The organism is Neisseria zalophi, from assembly GCF_008807015.1.
Lineage (GTDB): Bacteria > Pseudomonadota > Gammaproteobacteria > Burkholderiales > Neisseriaceae > Neisseria > Neisseria zalophi.
In genome coordinates, this window is the sequence record NZ_CP031700.1 from 951,113 (window position 1) to 971,746 (window position 20,634).

The 20,634-nt window shown below is 40.5% G+C and carries 14 protein-coding genes, 2 tRNA genes and 1 pseudogene; all 17 read left to right on the forward strand.

Annotated elements, in window-relative coordinates; genetic code table 11:
• The first annotated feature begins 42 nt into the window (after window positions 1-42).
• Window positions 43-636 carry a lipoprotein insertase outer membrane protein LolB gene (gene lolB, locus D0T92_RS04355; protein WP_151050572.1) on the forward strand — a complete coding sequence of 198 codons (594 nt, stop codon included), beginning with the start codon at window positions 43-45 and terminating at the stop codon, window positions 634-636.
• 13 nt (window positions 637-649) lie between these two features.
• Window positions 650-1,504, forward strand: a complete 855-nt coding sequence (gene ispE, locus D0T92_RS04360) for a 4-(cytidine 5'-diphospho)-2-C-methyl-D-erythritol kinase (protein WP_151050574.1) — start codon at window positions 650-652, stop codon at window positions 1,502-1,504.
• 15 nt (window positions 1,505-1,519) lie between these two features.
• A tRNA-Gln gene (locus D0T92_RS04365) sits at window positions 1,520-1,595 on the forward strand.
• Window positions 1,596-1,604: 9 nt separating this feature from the next.
• Window positions 1,605-1,680, forward strand: a tRNA-Gln gene (locus D0T92_RS04370).
• Window positions 1,681-2,005: 325 nt separating this feature from the next.
• Window positions 2,006-2,992 carry a ribose-phosphate pyrophosphokinase gene (locus D0T92_RS04375; protein WP_151052971.1) on the forward strand — a complete coding sequence of 329 codons (987 nt, stop codon included), beginning with the start codon at window positions 2,006-2,008 and terminating at the stop codon, window positions 2,990-2,992.
• 67 nt (window positions 2,993-3,059) lie between these two features.
• A complete protein-coding gene (locus tag D0T92_RS04380; RefSeq protein WP_151050576.1) occupies window positions 3,060-3,632 on the forward strand; it encodes a 50S ribosomal protein L25/general stress protein Ctc in 573 nt (190 codons plus the stop codon).
• 509 nt (window positions 3,633-4,141) lie between these two features.
• Window positions 4,142-5,347: a TolC family protein gene (locus D0T92_RS04385; protein WP_225315161.1), complete on the forward strand. Its 1,206-nt coding sequence runs from the start codon at window positions 4,142-4,144 to the stop codon at window positions 5,345-5,347.
• Window positions 5,348-5,389: 42 nt separating this feature from the next.
• Window positions 5,390-7,540, forward strand: a complete 2,151-nt coding sequence (locus D0T92_RS04390; protein ID WP_151050580.1) for a type I secretion system permease/ATPase — start codon at window positions 5,390-5,392, stop codon at window positions 7,538-7,540.
• Window positions 7,541-7,641: 101 nt separating this feature from the next.
• The gene (locus D0T92_RS04395; RefSeq protein WP_151050582.1) at window positions 7,642-8,871 is read left to right on the forward strand and encodes an HlyD family type I secretion periplasmic adaptor subunit; all 1,230 of its coding nucleotides are present in this window, start codon (window positions 7,642-7,644) and stop codon (window positions 8,869-8,871) included.
• Window positions 8,872-9,085: 214 nt separating this feature from the next.
• On the forward strand, window positions 9,086-10,771 hold the full coding sequence (locus D0T92_RS04400; RefSeq protein ID WP_151050584.1) for a glutamine--tRNA ligase/YqeY domain fusion protein: 1,686 nt from the start codon (window positions 9,086-9,088) through the stop codon (window positions 10,769-10,771).
• 164 nt (window positions 10,772-10,935) lie between these two features.
• Window positions 10,936-11,139 (forward strand): annotated as a pseudogene (locus D0T92_RS04405) (IS5/IS1182 family transposase); the annotation flags it as partial.
• Window positions 11,140-11,582: 443 nt separating this feature from the next.
• On the forward strand, window positions 11,583-12,347 hold the full coding sequence (locus D0T92_RS04410) for a (S)-acetoin forming diacetyl reductase (RefSeq protein ID WP_151050586.1): 765 nt from the start codon (window positions 11,583-11,585) through the stop codon (window positions 12,345-12,347).
• A gap of 632 nt (window positions 12,348-12,979) precedes the next feature.
• A complete protein-coding gene (gene rho / locus D0T92_RS04415) occupies window positions 12,980-14,239 on the forward strand; it encodes a transcription termination factor Rho (RefSeq protein WP_151050588.1) in 1,260 nt (419 codons plus the stop codon).
• A gap of 135 nt (window positions 14,240-14,374) precedes the next feature.
• Entirely contained in the window at window positions 14,375-15,724 is a 1,350-nt protein-coding gene (locus tag D0T92_RS04420; protein WP_151052972.1) for a deoxyguanosinetriphosphate triphosphohydrolase, read from the forward strand.
• Window positions 15,725-16,136: 412 nt separating this feature from the next.
• Window positions 16,137-17,594: an aldehyde dehydrogenase family protein gene (locus tag D0T92_RS04425; RefSeq protein WP_151050590.1), complete on the forward strand. Its 1,458-nt coding sequence runs from the start codon at window positions 16,137-16,139 to the stop codon at window positions 17,592-17,594.
• 256 nt (window positions 17,595-17,850) lie between these two features.
• Complete coding sequence (locus D0T92_RS04430) at window positions 17,851-19,185, forward strand: hemolysin family protein (protein ID WP_151050592.1); 1,335 nt, start codon at window positions 17,851-17,853, stop codon at window positions 19,183-19,185.
• Window positions 19,186-19,516: 331 nt separating this feature from the next.
• Window positions 19,517-20,620, forward strand: a complete 1,104-nt coding sequence (serC, locus tag D0T92_RS04435; protein ID WP_151050594.1) for a phosphoserine transaminase — start codon at window positions 19,517-19,519, stop codon at window positions 20,618-20,620.
• Window positions 20,621-20,634 lie beyond the last annotated feature (14 nt).

A 20,634-nucleotide genomic window follows, 5' to 3' on the forward strand; every position in this document is an offset into this window, starting at 1 on the left:
TTTTCAATAATTATTTTCAAATAAAATAGGTGTGATTAAATTATGAAACAAAAAAAATCCACATTGATTTTATATGCTGTCTCCGCAGTGATATTGGCAGCATGTGCACAACCACAAATGACAGCTAAAGAAAGTTGGCGAGCTCAAAGCGATATTGCAGATTTTACTGCCGACGGTCGTTTGGCAGTTAAAGCTGACGGCAAAGGTTCTTATGCTAATTTTGATTGGAGCTATCAAAATCCGGTACAAACCATTAGCATTAATACACCACTGGGTAGCACGTTAGGCCAGCTTTGTCAGGATAGTTTGGGTGTGCTGGCTGTAGACAGAGACGGTAAGATATATCAGGCGGATACACCACAAGCATTAAGTAGACAGCTGTTAGGGTTTGAGTTGCCAGTTCAATATCTGCATGTTTGGGCGAACGGACAATGGGTAAAAAATGCCCCATACCAATTATTAGATGATGGACGGCTGCAACAATTTGAGTGGACAGTTTCCCGTTTGTTAAACGAAGACGGCAGCCCGCGTATTTTATTATTAGAAAGCCCCAAACTAACCTTGCGTCTGGTGTTTGATCAAATGCGGCAGTTGAAAGTTGCCAACCCATCTCAACAATGTGCAGCACGGGGGTGAGGATATTTAATCTATGAAAATCGTTGTGCCTGAAAATGTTCCTGCTTATCCCGCACCGGCCAAACTAAATTTAGATTTGAGAATTACCGGTCGGCGTTCAGACGGCTATCATAATTTGGAAAGTATTTTTTGTCTGATTGATTTACAGGATACTGTTTATTTAGCTTTACGAAATGACAGTAAAATAATATTGCATACTCCGGTAGCGGGTGTATTGGCAGAAGATGATTTAACTTATCGCGCTGCTGCTGTTCTACAACCTTATGCGAATATCGAATTTGCCGGTGTTGATATATGGTTGGAAAAACGGATACCGATGGGTGGTGGTTTAGGTGGTGGCAGTTCTGATGCAGCAACGGTTTTAATGGTATTGAACCGGCTATGGAAATGCGAATTATCATTCAGTGATTTAATGGGCTTAGGTCTTAAGCTTGGTGCGGACGTACCGTTTTTTATCTTTGGAAAAAATGCGTTTGCAAGAGGAGTTGGAGAACAATTACAAGCAATTAGTTTACCTAAACAATGGTTTGTTGTAGCAAGGCCACCGGTAGAGGTGAGTACTGCCGTTATTTTTTCACATGAAGGCTTGACACGTGATTCCGAACCCAGCATAATGCCGTCTTTCGAATCATTGCAGCCGTTTAGAAATGATATGCAGGCGGTGGTATTTCAGAAATACCCCGAAGTTTTAAAAGTATATAAACAGCTCGAGCCATTCGGTAAACCTTTAATGACAGGCTCAGGTTCTTGTTTATTTATATCTTTTGAAAATAAAAAAGATGCATTGGCTGCGTATCATCAGATTTCGAATATTTGTGAAGCATATTGTGTAGAAAGTCTTATTCGACATCCATTGCTTCAAAAATAAAAGTTTAAGATGTGTTGGGGAGTCGTCAAGTGGTTAAGACACTGGATTTTGATTCCAGCATGCGAAGGTTCGAATCCTTCCTCCCCAGCCAACTCCTTATTGGGGAGTCGTCAAGTGGTTAAGACACTGGATTTTGATTCCAGCATGCGAAGGTTCGAATCCTTCCTCCCCAGCCATATAAAAAGCGTGTAAGGTTTCTTACACGCTTTTTATTATTGTTGGCGGTTTAAAGCGTTGAGGCCGTCTGAAAAAATAGTTGTCCTTAATGAATTTAACGCAATAGTTTTATCCGGCTTTAATGATCTTAAAGCCTTGTATATTTTTGATTTGGTTATTTGTTATTGTTAGGTTTTATTGTAATTACGTTAACATAAATATACGTTGGGCTTTAAATACAGCCTAATGATGGGTATAATGGCGCGTTCCGGCAGAGTTGCCAAAAAAGCATAAGGAAGCATTATGTTTTCCGAGCACAACCCCAACATTGATCCAGGTGATAATATGGCTGCGTATGACAGTTTGATGGTTTTTACCGGTAATGCCAATCCTGATTTGGCTGAAAAAGTAGTCAAGCATTTAGATATTTCTTTAGGCAATGCCTCTGTAAGCAAGTTTTCAGATGGAGAGGTCGCCATAGAGCTTTTGGAAAATGTACGCGGGCGTGATGTGTTTATTTTGCAACCGACTTGCGCGCCGACAAATGATAATTTGATGGAAATTCTCACGATGGCTGACGCACTCAAGCGTGCATCAGCAGGTCGTATTACTGCGGCAATTCCATATTTTGGATATGCCCGTCAGGATCGCCGCCCACGTTCGGTGCGGGTTCCGATTTCTGCTAAATTGGTTGCTAATATGTTGTATTCGGCAGGTATCGACCGCGTTTTAACTGTTGATTTGCATGCCGACCAAATTCAAGGTTTTTTTGACATCCCTGTTGATAATATTTATGCAACACCGATTTTAATTAACGATATTCAGCGCCAGCGCCATGAAAATCTAACTGTAGTCAGCCCCGATATCGGTGGTGTGGTGCGTGCTCGTGCAGTTGCTAAAATGCTAAATTCAGATTTAGCTATTATCGATAAGCGCCGGCCTAAGGCCAATGTTGCAGAAGTGATGAATATTATTGGTGATATTCAAGATCGTACTTGTCTTATTGTTGATGATATGATCGATACGGCTAATACTTTGTGCAAAGCTGCATCAGCTTTGAAAGAGCGGGGTGCTTCACGCGTTTTGGCTTATGCCACTCATCCGGTATTTTCCGGTGAGGCTGTTTCACGTATTGCTTCTTCTGATATTGATCAGATTGTGGTTACCGATACAATACCACTATCTGAAGCTGCTCAGAATTGTGAACGTATCCGTCAGGTTACTATTGCAGGATTGTTGGCTGAAACTGTACGTCGTATCAGCAATGAAGAATCTGTCTCATATCTTTTCAATGAAGATGTGTTGACAACAGGCAGTGTTTTTCTGCCTTAATACCATGCTGTCTTGAGCTGGTCGCGGCAAAGACAGCGCTTTTTCTTTATATTTGGAGTATTTTATTATGTCATACGAAATTCAAGCTACTTCCCGTGATGCACAGGGCACTGGTGCGAGCCGCCGCCTGCGTCGGGAAGGACAAATTCCGGCAGTATTGTATGGTGAAGGCCAAGAGCCCACTACAATTGCTGTTGATCACAAAACCATGTATTACGCATTGGAAAAAGAATCTTTCCACACTGCATTGATTAAACTGACTTTAAATGGCAAAACACAAGATGTGATTGTACGCGATTTTCAAATGCATCCATACCGCCAACAAGTTCAGCATATTGATTTTCAAGTAGTTGATGCCAATAAACCATTGCGCATTAAAGTGCCTCTTCATATTGTTAATGCAGAGACTTCACAAGCTGTTAAATTACAAGGCGGTCGAGTTTCTTTGTTGAATACAACAGTTGAGGTTGTTGCATTGCCTAAAGATATTCCTGCAGCTTTGCAGTTGGATTGTGGTAATGTTGTAGCCGGCGATATTTTGCATTTGTCTGATATCAAATTCCCAGAAGGTGTGCAAAGTGTTGCTTTGAAACGTCAATCAGATTTGGCCGTTGCTACTGTTACCGGCAAAAAACGTTAATGTTTAAATGTATTTAAAAAACTAAACCGCATCTTATTTGGGTGCGGTTTAGTTTTTTTCAAAATATTATTTAATGATGAAATAAGTTAAAAAAATATAAATATAATGAAAATGGTTTTTACTTGATATTTTTTAAGTAATTGTTTAAAATAAAAAAATATCTATTTGGCAAGTAAATTAAGTATTTTTGTGTGAAAATATTTGTGATTTTAAATTTAGCTTAGAGATGCATTATATTGAGTACTGTGGTTATTATTTTTATGGTAATCAATGCTCTATTCTTTTGGTTTCTTATATCTACCTTTTGTCACTGAATTGTACTGAGATATTATAGATAATGTTATGCTGCTAGAATTAGTAAGGAAATTTAAAATTAAAACTTATATAATTAATAAGCTGCTGCAAATACATAATATATTCATAAACATTACGATTAAACTGTGAAAATGAACAATAGTTTCCCTAATTCTTTTTTGAGCAACCGATTGAAAATATATTCGATCGGTTTGATGTTGTTTTCTTTAAATATACATCCTGTTCATGCTCAAAGTCTAAAAGAAATTCTGAGGCAGTCTTTGGTTAATGATCCTGTTTTAAGGGAAGCAAAAGCAACGGAAAATGCTGCTAAAAGTACAACTAAAGCGACACGTGCCGGACATTACCCTGTTTTAGCGTTAACGGGTACACAGTTTCTTTCTCAAAGTCATAAGTATGACAGTAATGATAGAGATAATGGTTTTGGGGTTCGAGGAAGTTTAAATGTTTATTCTTGGGGCGGCATTAATGCGGCTATTAGAAGGGATAAAAATAAAGAAATATATTATGGTCACAAATATTTTGAAACGCAAGAGCAGTTGGGCGGTGATATTGGTAAGCTGTATTTAACTGCGTTACGTGCGAAAGAATCCATAGAAGTTAGTCGGGAAAGTTTTGAAAGACATAATAACCTATTGAAAGACTTAACTGTTATTGTTAAATATGATGGCGGTCGCCGCTCAGAGCTAATTGAGGCGCGATCCCGTCAATTACAAGTTGCAACTGCTATGGCACAGTTTCAAAGAACAATGGAACTGGCGCTCAGCCGCTTATCAAAATATACAGGTAAGCCTGTATCCCCCAAAGATTTAGAAGACCCTTTCCCCTCTGATTCATCTATATCATTAATTGAAAAGTATAAATTACAAAACAAAGGGCTAAATCCTTCTTATTTAGCACAAAAAGCGGAAAGAGAAAGTGTTAAAGCTGAGCTTGATGTAACAAAAGCGGCAAGGTTACCTGCTATTAATTTGGAGGGTGTTGCAACCAAGGATACTAAAGAGCTTTATTTAAATCTTTCCTGGAATGTATTAGATATGGCTTCGCGGCATAATGTGGAAAAAAATGCCCAAGCTTTAATTGCAGCTGATTCTAAATCCGAACAGATTTTGCGTGAGGTCGAAGAGAAAGCACGTACAGCTGAAATAGATATGGCTCGTAGTAAACAACGTATAGAGATTACGGCTCAACATATTGCAGCACAAAAAGAAGTCGTTAAAAACTATGAGCTACAATTCAAAATAGCCAGACGTACATTAACCGATGTATTAGGTTCATACAATGAATTGGCGGGAATAGAGCAAGAAAATATTAATGCTCGTAATGACTTTAGAGATGCTGCTTTGGAATATTTAGTTTCACAATCGCAAATTGCCAATTGGGCAGGTGTGAATCATTAAGAACAAAAAAATCAATAAATTACTTTACTTGAAAACATTATTATGAAATCTATTATAGAACACATTGCGTTAGCAACCCGCCTACTTGGCGTGCCTGTTTCTGAGGCGGCGCTTTCTGCTGAAGTTGTACGGGATAAAAAGCTAAACGTTAATTTTCATTCACTATCCGAAGTTTTGAAAAGCCATGGTTTTGAAAATACGCTTTCGAAACGTAGCTTGCAGGATATTCCTTCATTAGCTGTTCCTGTTGTGGTGATATTGCATAATGAAGAAGCTGCTGTAGTGACTAAAATAGAAGGCAGTGGTTTAGAGAGAAAATATCATGTACGTCAAGCTGATGGCCTGTCTCAAGTATTGGATCATGAACAATTAATGATTTTGTACTTGGGTTATTGTTGGTTTATTAAACCGAAAATGGTTTCAGATATGCGTTCAGAGTTGCCTGAATACCATTTGCCGAAATCATGGTTTTGGAAAGTTATCTGGCGTTTTAGAAGTTATTATTATCAAGTTATCTTAGCTACCTTTATTATCAACTTCTTGGCATTGGTTAGTTCATTATATGTCATGAATGTTTATGACAGAGTTATCCCTAATCAGGCTTATGAAACTTTGTGGGTGTTGAGTATCGGCGTGATATTAGCCATTTCTTTTGAATTTGCTGCTAAATTGATTCGTGGTCATTTAACTGATATTGCAGGTAAAAAAGCCGATTTGATTATTAGCTCTGCCTTGTTTCGTCGTGTGATGGCATTGCGTTTGGCTGATCGTCCTGCATCTGCCGGTTCGTATGCTAATAATTTACGTGAATTCGAATCGGTGCGCGAGTTTATGACGAGCGCAAGTTTATTAACGTTGGTTGATTTACCTTTCCTATTATTATTTATTACCGTTATTGCTATTGTTGGTGGAAAGTTGGCATTGGTTCCATTAACGATTATTCCCATTGTCGCCATCGTCGGATTATTGGTTCAACGCCCTTTATCACGGCATATTAATGAGTCAATGAAAGAGTCTTCCCAACGTTCCGGTTTGGCAGTAGAGGCGATTGAAGGGATTGAAACGTTAAAAACCAATAATGCGACTTCTTGGGCACAACAACGTTGGGATGAATATACTGCTAAAACTTCTGCATCTTCTATTAAAGTGAAAGATACCAGTAACTTTATGGTGAATTTCGCAACAGGTATGCAACAGCTTAATACGGTATTTTTGGTTTTGTTGGGCACTTATTTAATTCATGCAGACAATCCTGCAGAACGTATTACTATGGGTGCGCTGATTGCATCGGTCATTCTATCAGGTAGGGCATTAGCACCGTTGGCTCAGATAGCTGGGTTGGCAACGCGCTTTCAACAAGCCAAATTGGCTTTGGAAGGTGTCAATAATATTGTGGAACGACCCATCGAAAGAAGCCCTGAACGTCAATATATTACGTTAGATCATGTTCAAGGCAATATTACCTTTGAAAATGTATCTTTCAAATATCAAGAAGAGGGTAATGCTGCTGTTACCGATTTACGTTTGAATATTCGACCCGGGGAAAAAATAGGTATTTTAGGACGTATCGGCAGTGGTAAAAGCACCATGTTGAAACTGGCTAGCGGTTTATATGATACCGCCAAAGGCAGCGTGATGTTGGATGGCGTCGATATGAGACAGATTGATCCGAATTTCCTGCGTAATCAAGTTGTATTGTTAAGCCAGTCACCACGTTTATTTTTGGGAACGCTGCGTGAAAATATGGATTTGGCGCGTACTGATGGTTATTCTACCGATCAGGATTTATTGGTAGCCTTAAGACGTTTCGGGCTTGACCGTATTATCCGCAGCCATCCGCGTGGTTTGGATATGCCCTTAGGGGAAGATGGTTTGGGATTGTCCGGCGGACAAAAACAGATTATCGCATTGGCTCGTATGACCTTAAGAGATCCGAAAGTTGTCTTGTTGGATGAGCCGACTACAGGGTTAGATCAGGCAACTGAACGTATGGCATTAAATTCTGTAGCAGAATGGGCGAAAGACCGCACCATGGTTGTTGTTACTCACCGTCCGCAAGTACTTCAGATTGTTAATCGGATTATTGTTATGGATAACGGCAAAGTTGTGATGGATGGCCCACGTGATTTGGTATTGCAAAAATTAATGCAGAGTGAGAAAAAAGACAGCCCTCAGCTTGAGACTGCCGCATAAAGTAGTATAAAACCAATAAAGGCGTATTTATTAGCCGTATAACATGATAAAGCCGAGCTGTTTCAGACGGCCTATAACAAACCGTAAAGGTAATTATCATTATGAGTAGCGAAAACAATATCAAGTCTAAAGATTTGGCATTAGTCAATGATTTGAATGCCGCTTTACAAAAAGAAAAGCATAGTGGGCAGTTTTGGGTCATTATTTTGTTTTTTATATTTTTGGTTGTCTTTGTGATTTGGGCGTATAACAGCCCGATTGAAGAAGTGACCCGTGGACAGGGTAATGTGATTCCTAGTAGCAGAGAGCAGGTTGTACAAAGTCTTGATCCTGGTATCATTACCGAAATGTTGGTAAAAGAAGGGGATGTGGTTGAAAAAGATCAGGTTTTATTAAGACTGGATGATACAAGAAGCTCGGCAATTTTGCGTGAAAGTGAAGCAAAAGTACAAAACCTTGAAGCAATGATTGCCCGTTTGAAAGCTGAAGCATTAGGCGCCCCGTTAAATTTCCCTGATGGGATCAGTGATGAATTAAGGCAACGGGAACGTGCTGCTTTTGTTGCTCGCCGCCGCTCTGTAACGGATGCTATCCATAATTTAAGCGTTAGCAAGGCAACATTGGATAAAGAAATCAGTATTACTGCACCGATGGTGGCTCAAGGTGTGGTTTCAGAAGTAGAGTTGTTACGTATGCAACGTGAGTCAAGTGATTTGGCATTGCAAATTTCCGAACGGAAAAATCGTTATATGGCAGATGCCAATAACGAGTTAGTGCAGGCTGAATCGGAGCTTGCTCAAGCCAAAGAGAATATGGCGATGCGTGCCGACCCTGTTGAGCGTTCACAAATTCGAGCACCGATGCGTGGTATTGTGAAAAATATTCAAATCAATACGGTTGGTGGTGTTGTGAATGTCGGTCAAGATATTCTGCAAATAGTACCGTTGGATGATAAATTATTGGTTGAGGCTTATATCCGTCCTCAAGATGTAGCATTTATGCGCCCGGGATTGCCTGCCGTCGTAAAGGTGAGTGCTTATGATTATTCGATTTATGGTGGTTTGGATGGTAAGGTTACATTAATTAGCCCTGATACAGTGAGTAATACTAATCAGGCAAGGGCAAATGATTTGAAATTGGATCCTAATCAGGTTTATTACCGGATTTTGGTTCAAACGGATTCCAACAGTTTAAAAGACCGTAATGGACAAGAAATGCCGATTATTCCAGGTATGGTAGCAACAGTAGATGTGAAAACTGGAGAAAAAACTGTTTTCCAATATCTCATCAAACCGATTACCCGTATGAAACAAGCATTGAGAGAGCGTTAAATGAAGGAATGAAAAATATCCCAGTCTTACTGGGATATTTTTTTAATTTAGCCATTTGGTGTCGTGAAAAAATATAAAATAATCACAATATATAAAGGCCGTCTGAAAAGCACTTAGAAATAATGTACAATACCTCCTTTATCTAATTCTTTTTCAGACGGCCTTAATATAATTAAAAGGCCGTCTGAAAACCATTGAAATAAGCTTATATATTATGATGAATAAAGACCAATTTGCAGACCACCACTTTATCCGAAATATTATTGAGGAAGATTTGGAAAGTGGTAAAACACATGCTATTCAAACCCGTTTCCCTCCTGAACCCAATGGTTATTTGCATATCGGCCATGCTAAATCTATTTGCTTGAATTTCGGATTGGCCTATGTGTATGACGGTTTATGTAATTTGCGGTTTGATGATACGAATCCTGAAAAAGAAAACCAAGAATACGTTGATGCCATTAAAGAAGATGTTCAATGGCTGGGCTTCCAGTGGGCGGGCGAACCGAGATATGCTTCCGACTACTTTGATCAATTGTTTGATTATGCCGTTGGTTTGATTCGTGACGGTAAAGCTTATGTAGATGATTTAACGCCGGAAGAAATGCGTGCATATCGTGGTACATTGACCGAACCCGGTAAAAACAGCCCGTATCGTGACCGCAGTGTCGAAGAAAATCTCGATTTGTTTATGCGCATGAAAAACGGTGAGTTTCCGGATGGCAGCAAAACTTTGCGCTTAAAAATTGATATGGCTGCCGGTAATGTTAATCTTCGCGACCCTGTGATTTATCGGATTCGCCGGGCACATCATCATAATACCGGTGATAAGTGGTGTATCTATCCGATGTATGATTATACCCATGCTATTTCGGATGCGATTGAACACGTTACTCATTCGTTGTGTACGCTTGAGTTTGAAGCGCATCGTCCGCTTTATGACTGGGTGTTAGATAATATTCCTATCGATAATCATCCGCATCAATATGAATTTTCCCGTTTGGAATTGCTGTATTCGATTACATCCAAACGGAAACTCAATCAGTTGGTTTCAGACGGCCATGTTAAAGGCTGGGATGATCCGCGTATGCCGACTATTTCCGGTATGCGTCGTCGCGGTTATACACCGGAAGGCTTGCGCTTATTTGCCAAACGAGTGGGGATTTCCAAATCAGAAAATGTGGTGGATATGAGCGTGCTTGAGGGTGCTATTCGTGAAGAATTGGAAGACTCTTCGCCACGAATGATGGCGGTTTTGAATCCGATTAAAGTCACATTGACTAATTTTGAAGCAGGTAAAACCCAAAGCCGTAGTGCACCTTATCATCCGCATCATGAAGAAATGGGTGAGAGGGAAGTACCAATTTCTTCCACCATTTATATTGAAGCCGACGATTTTAGTGAAAATCCGCCTAAAGGTTGGCAACGGTTGACGCCTGGCGGCGAAGTTCGTTTGCGTTACAGCTATGTCATTAAATGTGATGAAGTGGTAAAAGATGACAGCGGTAAAGTGATTGAACTCAAATGTAGCATTGATCATGATACTTTGGGTAAAAAACCGGAAGGTCGTAAAGTGAAAGGTGTGATTCATTGGCTTTCGGCCGAGCATGCGGTTACGGCTACCGTTCGTTTATATGATCGTTTATTTACCGAACCGAGACCCGATGCGATTCGTGGCGAAGATGGCGAATACCGACCGTTTACCGATTTTCTGAATCCTGATTCGGTGCAAGAGGTGACTGCTTATGTCGAGCCCGTCGCGGCTACGCTGGCTCCGGAAAGCCGTTGGCAATTCGAACGGTTGGGTTATTTTGTGACCGATCGTTTTGACCACAGTAAAGAACAACTGGTGTTTAACCGTACGGTGAGCTTAAAAGATACCTGGCAAAAAACATCTTGAGCCCAAGTCAAGCTAGTTTGGTTATTAGGTTATGGCATTGAGTTGAAAAGCACTAATAAAAGTATTGCCTCTATGTGAATGTTATTATAGGCAGAGACCTTTGCAAAAAAAAACTAAACATCCCATCCCTTAAATTCTTTACCAAGATATTTAAGGGATTTCTTATGAGTGCTTTCTTTCAGCAAACCGCACAAGCCATGATTGCCAAACATATCGACCGCTTTCCTTTATTAAAGCTTGGGCAGGGGATTGATTGGCAGCCGGTAAAATAGTACCTAAACCGCCAGACAACCTGTTATATTCGAGACCGCCGCCGCGGTCGTCCCGCCTATCCTTTATTGGCTATGTTTAAAGCCTTTTTACTCGGCTAATGGCATAGTCTTTCGCTTCCGAACTCGAGTACATTCTTATCCCGAAAATATAGCAGATTGACTGAATTGAAGGTCGATACAAAGGTACACTATAGCAAGGTATTACTTTGGATTACGGTTTTCCAAATCAAAATAGTTAAAGAGTTAATAATGGGAGAATATTTTGCTCCATTATTTCAGAAAAATAGATAGAGAGAGAGGTTGAGTCTCAGACTTAATCATTATTTCAAAGAGAAGGGATTTTATTTTTATATATTAAAATCATGAGTTTGATTTTGATTTGTAAATGAATAATCATCTAATAAAATTACTTATAAATTAACCTGTTTTTATTTGAATTAACCCATTTTTATTTTAATAATCTATTAATATTTATTTGAATAGCCTATTAAAAAGTGCTACACTTAAAATGAACAAACAAGGACAAAAGAGGTGTTCATATGGTTAAAGTAGCTATTGTAACTGGCGCTGGCCAAGGAATTGGCCTTGCTATCGCAAAACGACTGCATAAAGATGGTTTTAAAATTGGTATTATTGATTATGATAAAAAAACAGCTGACGCAGCTGCTAAGAATTTTCCTGAAAATGATGCCTTTGTCGCTATAGCAGACGTTTCAAAGAGAGATCAATTATTTGAAGCATTTGATAAAATTGTATCGAATTTTGGTGATCTACATGTTGTTGTCAACAATGCCGGTATAGCACCGACAACACCACTAGATACAATTACAGAAGAAGTGTTTCAAAAAACTTTTGCAATCAATGTTGGTGGTGTTATTTGGGGAAGTCAAGCTGCTTATAAATACTTTAAAAAATTTAATCATGGCGGCAAAATTATCAATGCTTCTTCTCAAGCAGGTTGCGTGGGTAATCCCAACTTAACTGTTTATGGTGGCACCAAGTTTGCTATTCGCGGTATCACTCAAACACTTGCTCGTGACCTAGCTCCTGAGGGTATTACTGTAACAGCGTATGCGCCTGGTATTGTTAAAACACCAATGATGTTTGATATTGCTCATCAAGTTGGAAAAAATGCAGGTAAAGACGACGAATGGGGCATGGAGTCATTTGCTAAAGATATTACTTTAAAACGACTCTCAGAACCTGAAGATGTTGCTAATGCCGTTTCATTTTTAGCTGGAGAAGATTCTAATTATATTACTGGTCAAACAATTGTTGTTGATGGTGGTATGGTCTTCCATTAAATTCTGAGAATAATAAAAACGCTGTGCTTTGTCACAGCGTTTTTATTATTCTCAAATATTTCAAGCATAAAATATGCTATTGAAATTTAATGTCTAAATAATTTCAAGATGGTTTTTAACAAGGAATAAAAATTTGAGGCTGACGTAGATTGGCAAAAAAGTTAGATTCAATTAGATTCAAAAAGTAAAAACGGCATTATGAATCAATTCTATCGTAATCGTCCGCTTCGGGCTGGATCTGAAAGCAATATGAACCTGTTGAAGACAACTAAATGCTTAATTATTAGGCATCTAATAAGAAATAAAGAGGATATTACAATCAAAAAACAGCAGAAATCCTGTGTTTGGAATTCGGCTGTTTGGTAAAAGACTGTTTCGCAAAGGTCTCAGGCCGTCTGAAAAAATTTAAAAAATTTCAGACGGCCTTAATCTTAATAAAAATAGTTTATTAAGTATTGATTGTTAGCATACAAATTCATTTGACACACTACAAGCAATTACCTACAATTCAAACCTGACAAGCATTTTGTCGTTCTTTATCCCGTCACTCTTGTTCCCGAAATTTCTAACATCATTATTTTTTCGGCATAATTGTCGGCATCAGATTTATCTATTCAACTAAATTATTCATTATGCACGTTTCCGAATTACAAACCCAACATATATCCAAACTTCTGGAAATGGCCGAACAGAACGGTATTGAAAATGGTAACCGTCTGCGCAAACAAGATCTTGTTTTTGCCATTGTCCGTCAACTGATGAAACAGGGGCAGTCTTTCACCTGTTCCGGTACTTTGGAAATCCTACCCGACGGTTTCGGATTTCTACGCAGCTCAGATACTTCTTATTTGGCAGGGCCGGATGATATTTATGTTTCGCCAAGTCAAATCCGCCGTTTTAATCTGCATACAGGCGATACGATTGAAGGCAGCGTGCGTGTTCCCAAAGACAACGAACGTTATTTTGCCCTTGTCCGCCTTGATACGATTAATGGTGACAACCCCGAAGTTTGCAAACATAAAATTCTTTTTGAAAATCTCACTCCACTTTTCCCAACAAAGCAACTCAAGCTCGAACGCGATATTAAAGCAGAAGAAAATTTAACCAGTCGCGCTATTGATTTGGTTTCGCCTATCGGTCGCGGTCAGCGTGCTTTATTGGTTGCCCCTCCGAAAACCGGTAAAACCGTAATGCTGCAAAATATTGCCCATGCGATTACAGCAAATTATCCCGAAGTTGAATTGATTGTTCTGCTGATTGATGAGCGCCCTGAGGAAGTTACCGAAATGGCACGCAGCGTGCGTGGTGAAGTGGTGTCTTCTACGTTTGACGAACCGGCTTCGCGCCATGTTCAGGTGGCCGAAATGGTTTTGGAAAAAGCCAAACGCATGGTAGAGCATAAGAAAGACGTGGTGATTTTGCTTGATTCGATTACCCGTTTGGCTCGTGCTTATAATACGGTTGTCCCGGCATCCGGAAAAATCTTGACCGGTGGTGTCGATGCCAATGCATTGCATCGTCCGAAGCGGTTTTTCGGTGCGGCACGAAATGTGGAAGAGGGTGGCTCTCTAACCATTATTGCAACGGCATTAGTAGAAACCGGCAGCCGTATGGACGATGTGATTTATGAAGAGTTTAAAGGTACGGGTAATATGGAATTGCATCTCGACCGCCGTATGGCTGAAAAACGCATGTTCCCGGCCATTAATATCAATAAATCGGGTACCCGTCGCGAAGAATTATTGGTACCGAATGACCAATTGCAACGTATGTGGCTGTTGCGGAAATTCCTGCACCCCATGGATGAAATCGAAGCAACCGAGTTTTTAATCGGTAAGCTGAAAGATTCCAAAAACAACAATGATTTTTTTGAGTTAATGCGTGGCAAGTAAACCATAAGGCCGTCTGAAACATTTCAGACGGCCTTATTATTCAATATGATTGTCATCCCGATAAAATAACAAAATTCAATAGAATATTTTGTATTCGTTATGAAATTATAGAAGGCCGGATAAACAATGAGTGTGATGAATTGGCAGCAATTGCTTTCTACCCGTCGGTTCCGTTTGAAAGATGGAGAAATCGTTCCGACTATTACGCCGTCAACCCAAGAGGGTGCCGATGCGTTACGCACGGATTTTCATATTGATTATGATAGGGTTGTGTTTTCCGGCGCATTTCGCCGCTTGGGGCGCAAAACACAAGTTCATCCGTTTGCCGAGCACGACCATACCCATAACCGCTTAACGCATAGTGTTGAAGTGGCCAGTGTCGGGCGTAGTTTGGGAAACCGTGTCGGTGTTATGCTTCAGGCCGGTGGCTTTTTACCGCAAGGCAATACCCCGAGCGATATCGGTGCGGTGGTGCAGGTGGCTTGTTTGGCACATGACTTAGGCAATCCGCCTTTCGGTCATACCGGTGAAGATGCGTTGCGCGATTGGTTTCGCAATCCGGCAAACAGTCATTATTTAAATACCTTATCAACGGCCGAGCGCAATGATATTCAGACCTATGAAGGAAATGCACATAGTTTGCGGATTTTGGCCAGCTTGGAAATGTATCGCAATAAAGGCGGCATGCGTTTAACGGCAGCAACGATTGGTGCTTTATTGAAATATCCGTGGACAACACTTGACCCTGCCGGCGTGAAAAAATTTAATATTTATCAGACCGAATTGCCTTTTATCCGTAGAGTGGCGGAAGAGTTAGGATTACTAGAGCAGGGTGGTGATCGTTGGGCACGGCATCCTTTGTCTTATTTAATGGAAGCCGCAGATGATATTTGTTATGCCTTGCTGGATTTGGAAGACGCGGTAGAAATCGGGCTGTTGGGTGACGCGGAAGTGGAAAGCATTTTATCGGAATTAACGTTCACCGAAACCGCAGGTGCATGGCAGGCACAAAGCAGCCGCCAACGTTGCGCTATGTTGCGCGGTATGGCTATCGGACGTGCGATTGACGATGTGGCACAAACGTTTATGACACATCAACAAGATTTACTTGGCGGCACGTTTAAAGGAAAAGATTTATTGGCCTTGTGTAGCCCTGAGGTTCAAAATACGCTTGAAAAAGCCAAAGAATTGGCACGTACGCGTATTTTCCGTCATCAAAGCAAATTGATTACTGAGATTGCGGCTTTCCCATGCTTGGGTTCGGTATTGGATTTATTGGTTCCGGCAGTGTATGCTTTGATTGTGGAAGGCCAAGTGAGTACTCGGCAATCTTTGGCTTTGGAATTATTGAAACAAGATGATCCGGTCACACTTGAAAATTCACTCTATCAGGCATATATGAAAATTCTAGACTTTGTCGGCGGTATGACGGATAACGCAGCGGCTAAGATGGCGCGAGAAGTTTCCGGTATCGGAATGGTTTAGTTGATTTAGAATAAATATTATCACCTTGAGTATATTTTTAATGTGATTTACCTAAATACAGATATATTGAGTGATATAGCTATTATTTATATAAGTGTAGTGAACAATAATAAATAAAAAAGTTAACGTAGATTTAAAGATAAATAACGCATTATTGTTATGAAAAATTATTTTTTTACCTATATTTTTTTAGCAAAATATTGTAATTCACCATTATTTGTATAGAAAATATACTGAGTTTATTAAATGCACCTTTCTTTATTTTAAGGAAGGAATATCACCATAGCGGATAAAATTTAATTTTATGAAAATTTAGAAATATGATTTCTTAGTTTTTTAATCATTTTGATTTTTTTAAATTTATTTGGCCGTTTATGGTAAATTTGAAGTAAGTTAAATAGGAAGAGAAAAAATGGCATCAAAAAATCATACACAACATTGGATAAATGGCGAATGGGTTAATACCGGCAGCAACCGGGAAACCATTAACCCTTCTACCGGTGAAGTCATTGGCACCTACGTTAAGGGTGGCAAAGAAGAAGCGGAACAGGCTATCAAAGCCGCTCAAGAAGCATTTGCTAATACGGATTGGAGAACCAATCGTGAATTGCGTCATAAAGTTCTGTTGGAAATGGCAGAGGCTTTTGAAGCGCGCAAAGAAGATTTGGCTACTATGATTGCCACTGAAAACGGTAAATTATTTGCTGAAGCCAGCTTTGAAGCAGAATTTGTCAAACCCGGTTTGCACTTCGCCGCCGCTACGGTTTATACAGACTATGGTCGTGCCGCAGAATGGGGTGCTGGTAAATATTCTATGTTGGTGAAAGAGCCTGTTGGTGTGGTGGGTATCAGCACACCTTGGAATTCACCGCTTGCTTTGTTAATCCGTTCTTTGGCACCTGCTTTGGCTGTTGGTTGTACAACTGTATTGAAAATGCCGGATCAAACTGCATTAACCAACGGTTTGATCGCTGAAGTTTTAGCCAGCGTAAAATCATTGCCCAAAGGTGTGATTAATATGGTGACCGGCGGCCATGAAGTATTGGAGCCTCTGATTTCCAATCCAGCCGTTCCCGTTATCAGCTTTACCGGCAGCACCAGCACCGGACGCGCTTTGCAAGTGGAAGGTGCGAAATACCTCAAGCGCTTAAGCTTGGAGCTTGGCGGTAAAACACCGTTAATCGTGTTTGATGATGCCGATTTGGATGCCCTGATTCCTAAAGCAGTTAAAGCACTGACTGTATTCTCAGGACAATTCTGTATGACCGGTAGCCGTATTTTGGTACAAAAAGGTATTGCCGACGAAGTACGCAAACGCCTGTCTGAAGCATTGTCTCAAGTGAAAGTCGGCCCGGCAATGGATCCGCAATACGATATGGGTGCCTTGATTGACATGAAAAATGTTCAACGTGTGAACGGCATGGTGGAAGATGCGATTGCCAAAGGTGCGAAAGCATTGGTTCGCGGCGGTCCTTACACTGAAGGTGAATTGGCTAAAGGTGCGTTCTACCGTCCTACTTTGTTGGAAGTGAATGACAGTCAAGCCGATATCGTTCAATTAGAAGTTTTCGGCCCCGTGTTGACTTTGGAAGTATTCGAAACAGAGCGTGAAGCCGTTGAGAAAGCCAATGCAACCGAATACGGCTTGGCAGCAAGTATTTGGACCAGAGACGTTGACCGTCCTTTACGCGTTGGTCGTGAAATCGAAGCCGGTACCGTTTGGATTAACGACTGGGTTGTTATGCGTGACGAATTTGAAGAAGGTGGTTACAAACAAAGTGGTGTCGGCCGTCTGCGCGGTATGACCAGCGTTAGCGAATTCGTAGAAGTGAAACACATTGTGTTACAACCGGGTACTATTGATAAATAAATCGGTAATATTTGTTAGAAAAAACCGCCGGATTACGGCGGTTTTTTGTGTTATTAGGATAAGCAGTCAAATAAAAAAGATTGGTTGATGATATCTACTTATTGGGTTTTAATAAATTTTAATGTGTTTAATGTGTTAAGTTCATATTCAAGCAATAAACAAATCATTTTATGGTGATTATTATTTTATAAAGCTTAGAACGAGTAGCGGATTAAATGCTACAATTCCAACTATCTAAAACAAATTATTATTTTTTATGAGTATTCTCGAAGCCGGTTTTGTTTTATTCTTATTGATTCTAATGAGTGGGTTTGTTTCCGCCGCCGAGTTAGCACTTGCATCTTCGCGCAAAATCAAATTACAGGTGATGGGTAAAGAAGGGGATGTGCGTGCATTGGAAGTGTTGGCGATGCAGGAGCAGCCGGGCAGCTTTATTACGATTGTTCAAATCGGCCTGAATGCGGTTGCGGTTTTGGGCGGTATTATCGGTGAAGCGGCTATCCGTCCTTTTTTCAGTCAATTATTCAGCCGTTACGGCATATCTTCAGGGTGGGAATCTGCGGCATCTTTATTGTCTTTTTTATTGGTTACGGCGGTGTTTATTTTATTCGCTGATCTGATGCCCAAGCGCTTCGCCATGATTAACCCCGAACGCGTGGCAGTGCGCGTGGTGCGTCCGGTGATGTTGTTGATTTTTATTTTGAAGCCGTTGGTATTTTTATTCGACGGTATGGCTAATCTGCTATTCCGGTCATTGAGAATTTCAACGGTACGCACGGATCAACTGACTTCAGAAGATATTTATGCGGTAGTGGATGCTGGCGCGCAGGCGGGGGTATTAAAGCAGCAGGAACATTATCTGATTGAAAATATTTTCGATATGCAAACGCGCACGGTAACTTCAACCATGAACACGCGCGAACATATTGTTTATGTCGATAAAGACGATAATATGGACAGCGTGTTGGCCAAAATGGATGAAATGCCGCACGCCAAAATTCTGGTGTGCGACGGCGAATTGGAAAAAGTGCTTGGTTATATCGAATCGCATACGTTTCTAACGCTTTATCTGAAAGAAAAAAATATCCGCCCGATTGATCGTAGGGTATTGCGCAAAGCCTTGTTTATTCCCGACACCTTGTCTTTATACGAAGTATTGGAAACATTTAAAAATGCCGGTGAAGATTTTGCGGTGATTATTAATGAATACGCTTTGGTAGTGGGTGTGGTGACGTTGAAAGACGTGATGAATATTGTGATGGGCGAATTGGTGGCGACAGAAGAAGAACCGCAGATTATCCGGCGTGATGAAACTTCTTGGCTGATAGACGGTGCCACGCCTATGGAAGATGTGATGCGGGCATTGGATATTCCTATATTTCCAGATGCGGAAAATTATGAAACCTTAAGCGGTTTTATGATGTATTCGTTGCGGAAGATTCCAAAGAAAACCGATTTTGTGATTTTCGATAAATATAAATTTGAAATTATCGATACGGAGAATTTTAAAATCGATCAGTTGTTGGTATCGGTTAATCAAGATGCACCGGAATCTGACAATAGCAATCTATCCGTTAAAGAAGCGGGATAGTACTTGGAATCTTATAAAACAGGCTGTCTGAAAAGCTTTCAGACGGCCTGTTTTATTATTATCGATATATCTTGTGTTAATCTATTTATTTAGTGGATAAATATAAAAATAAATATATTTTTAGTGATATAAACTGTTTAATATCTTTAAAATATATATTTTTAATAAAATTCACTAAATAAAAAAATTGAGTTTTCAGTACAAAATACCGTTTACCATCTTGCGGAAAGCCCTTTCAGCGTCTAGAATCCAGCGTCAACCGTATATTTTCCGTGATATTGCCGGAGTATGCCGGCTTGCAACCCAATCAGAAGAAAAAGGCACAACCAATATGTTACCCCCGATTTATAACTTTTCCGCCGGCCCGGCCATTTTGCCGGATTCCGTATTGAGCACGGCTCAAAATGAAATGTTTGACTACAACGGCACGGGTTTCTCGGTGATGACCATGAGTCACCGTTCCGAAGTGTTTATGAGCATTTTGTATCATGCCGAACAAGACTTGCGCCAATTGTTAAATATTCCCGATAACTATAAGGTATTGTTTTTACAAGGTGGTGCCAGCGCGCAATTTAATATGGTGGTGATGAATTTTGCGAATGGTTTTAAGCGTGTGGATTCTGTGGTAACGGGCAATTGGTCTGCTATCGCCCATTCTCAAATGGGTAAATTGTCCGATGCGGAAATTCACCTGGCGGCCGATGGTGGGAAGATGTTTAACTACACCAACCTGCCGCCGGTGAACTCTTGGGATATTGATAAAAATTCTGCGTTCGTACATTTTGTGATTAACGAAACCGTACACGGTGTGCAGTATCGGGAAGTGCCCAAACTGGGCGACGATATGCCGCCGCTGGTTTGCGATATGTCGAGCGAAATTTTGTCGCGCCCGATTAATGTTTCTGATTTCGGTGTGATTTATGCCGGTGCTCAGAAAAATATCGGCCCGTCTGGAGCGACGATTGTAATTATTCGCGAAGATTTATTAGACAGATGTTCCGACCGCATTCCCGATGTATGGAACTACAAATCTCATATTCAAAAACAAGGTATGTATAACACGCCGGCTACTTATCCGATTTATATTTCCGGCTTGGTGTTCCGCTGGTTGCAGTCGCAAGGCGGGGTGGCGCATATGGAAACCATCAATACGCTGAAAGCCAAAACATTATATGAAGCAATTGATAACAGCGGCGGTTTCTATATCAATAATGTTCATCCGGGTGCGCGTTCTAAAATGAATGTGATTTTTACCACCGGCGACAAACGTTTGGATGAATTGTTTGCACAAGAATCGACTACCCGCGGTTTGCAGTTGCTGCGCGGTTATAAAACCATGGGCGGTATGCGTGCCAGCATTTACAATGCCATGACCTTGCAAGGCGTGGAAGCTTTGATTGCGTTTATGGAAGAATTCCAACGCCGCTACGGTTAAGCGGTTTAAGGGTG

Bases quoted from the DNA above. Each gene is read 5' to 3' on its own strand.
- D0T92_RS04395 (WP_151050582.1), top strand. From the start codon at position 7,642: ATGAGTAGCGAAAACAATATCAAGTCTAAAGATTTGGCATTAGTCAAT.
- serC (WP_151050594.1), top strand. From the start codon at position 19,517: ATGTTACCCCCGATTTATAACTTTTCCGCCGGCCCGGCCATTTTGCCG.
- D0T92_RS04380 (WP_151050576.1), top strand. From the start codon at position 3,060: ATGTCATACGAAATTCAAGCTACTTCCCGTGATGCACAGGGCACTGGT.
- D0T92_RS04425 (WP_151050590.1), top strand. From the start codon at position 16,137: ATGGCATCAAAAAATCATACACAACATTGGATAAATGGCGAATGGGTT.
- rho (WP_151050588.1), top strand. From the start codon at position 12,980: ATGCACGTTTCCGAATTACAAACCCAACATATATCCAAACTTCTGGAA.
- D0T92_RS04390 (WP_151050580.1), top strand. From the start codon at position 5,390: ATGAAATCTATTATAGAACACATTGCGTTAGCAACCCGCCTACTTGGC.
- D0T92_RS04385 (WP_225315161.1), top strand. From the start codon at position 4,142: ATGTTGTTTTCTTTAAATATACATCCTGTTCATGCTCAAAGTCTAAAA.
- D0T92_RS04410 (WP_151050586.1), top strand. From the start codon at position 11,583: ATGGTTAAAGTAGCTATTGTAACTGGCGCTGGCCAAGGAATTGGCCTT.
- D0T92_RS04375 (WP_151052971.1), top strand. From the start codon at position 2,006: ATGGCTGCGTATGACAGTTTGATGGTTTTTACCGGTAATGCCAATCCT.
- D0T92_RS04400 (WP_151050584.1), top strand. From the start codon at position 9,086: ATGATGAATAAAGACCAATTTGCAGACCACCACTTTATCCGAAATATT.
- ispE (WP_151050574.1), top strand. From the start codon at position 650: ATGAAAATCGTTGTGCCTGAAAATGTTCCTGCTTATCCCGCACCGGCC.
- lolB (WP_151050572.1), top strand. From the start codon at position 43: ATGAAACAAAAAAAATCCACATTGATTTTATATGCTGTCTCCGCAGTG.
- D0T92_RS04420 (WP_151052972.1), top strand. From the start codon at position 14,375: ATGAATTGGCAGCAATTGCTTTCTACCCGTCGGTTCCGTTTGAAAGAT.
- D0T92_RS04430 (WP_151050592.1), top strand. From the start codon at position 17,851: ATGAGTATTCTCGAAGCCGGTTTTGTTTTATTCTTATTGATTCTAATG.